Raw genomic sequence first — 1,767 nt, forward strand, 5'->3', positions numbered from 1 at the left:
GCCGAGCGGCACCGCAATCCCGCCGCGAGCGGTCGGCAGCCAGCCGCTGCGCGGCGCGTCGCGCTGGTCGGTCAGCACCGCACCGGTCGCGATCGTCTGCTCGAACAAATGCCCGTCGGCGATGCTCCACCGGTCGATTCGCGCACCGCCGGTCAGCGTTGCGCGGCCGAGATCGGCGGTCGCCTCCGCATAGCTACCGATTGTCCAGCTTTCGCCACCAGCGGCGCGGCGGCGAGTCGGCTCGCTGTCGACATAGGTGGCGAGTTCGCGCGACTCTCCGCTCGTTCCGCGCGTATCCGCGCCAAGGCGGAGCTCGATTCCGTCGGGCAGGGGAGGCCGTACCTCGAGGCTGCCGCCGCGGCCGTGCGAGGGAACAGAATATTGGAGCGCCACTCGGTTCGCCTGCGCGCGCCCGTCGCTCACGCTGGCGAAGCTGCTCATCAGGTTTCGCCACTGCCAATAGCCGAGCGCACTCCATTGCCATGCGCCGCGCCCGACCAGCCGCAGCGACGCATCGGCGCCGTTGGTGCGGTTCGTGGTGAAATCGGTCCCGCGGGTGCGCCAATCGTGGAAACCGGCGAGGCTCGCCTGCAGCTCCGTGTCCGTCCAGAGCGAAGCAATCCAGCGCGCGCGGCCGCTCCATTCTCGATAGGGCGCCGGCTCGTCGGCGGGTCCGCGGGTGGCCCGAGTGACCGGCACGAAGCCGTCGCTGCGCGCGCCTCGCGCGGAGAGGCTCAGCACGCCGCCGTCGGCATCGACGCCGACGCTCCCGCGCGCCTCGAGCGAGTCCCGGCTGCCATAGTCGAGCTCGCCCTCCACGCCGGCATCCGACCGGCTCGTCATCTCGATCGTTCCGGCGAGCGCTCCGGGTCCGTTGGCGACGCTCCCGCCGCCACGGATGACGCGGATTCCGGCGAGCGTCTGCGGATCGTAGGCGGGCCAGTTGACCCAGCCGCCGAACGGGTCCGCCTGGGGGACGCCGTCGAGCACCAGCAGGGCGCGGCTCGATGCGTTGCCGCCGAGCGCGCGCAAGGTCACGCCCTGGCTGGTCGGGTGGCCGCTTCTCGCATCGGAGCGGCGGAACAGCTGGACGCCCGGAACGCCTTTGAGCAGCTGGTCGAGCTCGTGGCTCGGCGCTTGCTCGATTTCGCCGCGGGAAATCCGATGGACGTCATAGACGCGCTCGGCCTTTGGCTCGGGCAGCGCCCGGCCGGTGATGACGATCGCCGATTGCGGCGGCGGCGGCGGAAGCGCGGGCGGCACGCCTTAGAGTATATCGTTCAGCGTCACGGCAATGGTCAGCAGCGACGTCGCGGCAACGGCGAGCAGCGTCCACGGCGCCCACCACGGCCACGACAACCGGTGCGGTGCATCCCGTCTCGCCATCGTTTCGACCAATGCGCGAGCAGCGGAACGGCTCCAATTAAATTCCCGTTTCGGAACAGGCGCGGGGCAACAGAAAAATGATCAAAGTTAAATTTGTGTTGCTGGACTGCGGGTAAATTGCTCTAAATCGGCCAAGAAATTCGATTCGGATTCGGCATTTCTCTAGCGGGGAGGGGGCACCCCCGGTGAAAGTTAGTTGCGTTAGGGGGTGGACTGTCGTGCGTAGTCGGCGCCGCCGATTCGCGCATCTCCTCGGCTCCGCAGTCCTTCTCGCATTGCCCGCTCCCGCGGTCGCCCAGACGGCGCCGCCACCGCAGCCACAGCCACTGCCGCTTCCGCCGACGCGCGAGGAAGTCACCCGACCGCCGGCGCCGGCGCCGA

1 protein-coding gene is annotated in these 1,767 nt (G+C 69.3%); it reads right to left on the minus strand.

All coding sequences use genetic code 11. The features are described from left to right. Positions 1–1,263: TonB-dependent receptor plug domain-containing protein (locus tag GH737_RS14655; protein WP_155265499.1), on the minus strand; the 1,263-nt coding region annotated here is incomplete at its 3' end. Positions 1,264–1,767: the final 504 nt, after the last annotated feature.

The organism is Sphingomonas segetis (assembly GCF_009720245.1).
Taxonomy (GTDB): Bacteria; Pseudomonadota; Alphaproteobacteria; order Sphingomonadales; family Sphingomonadaceae; genus Sphingomicrobium; species Sphingomicrobium segetis.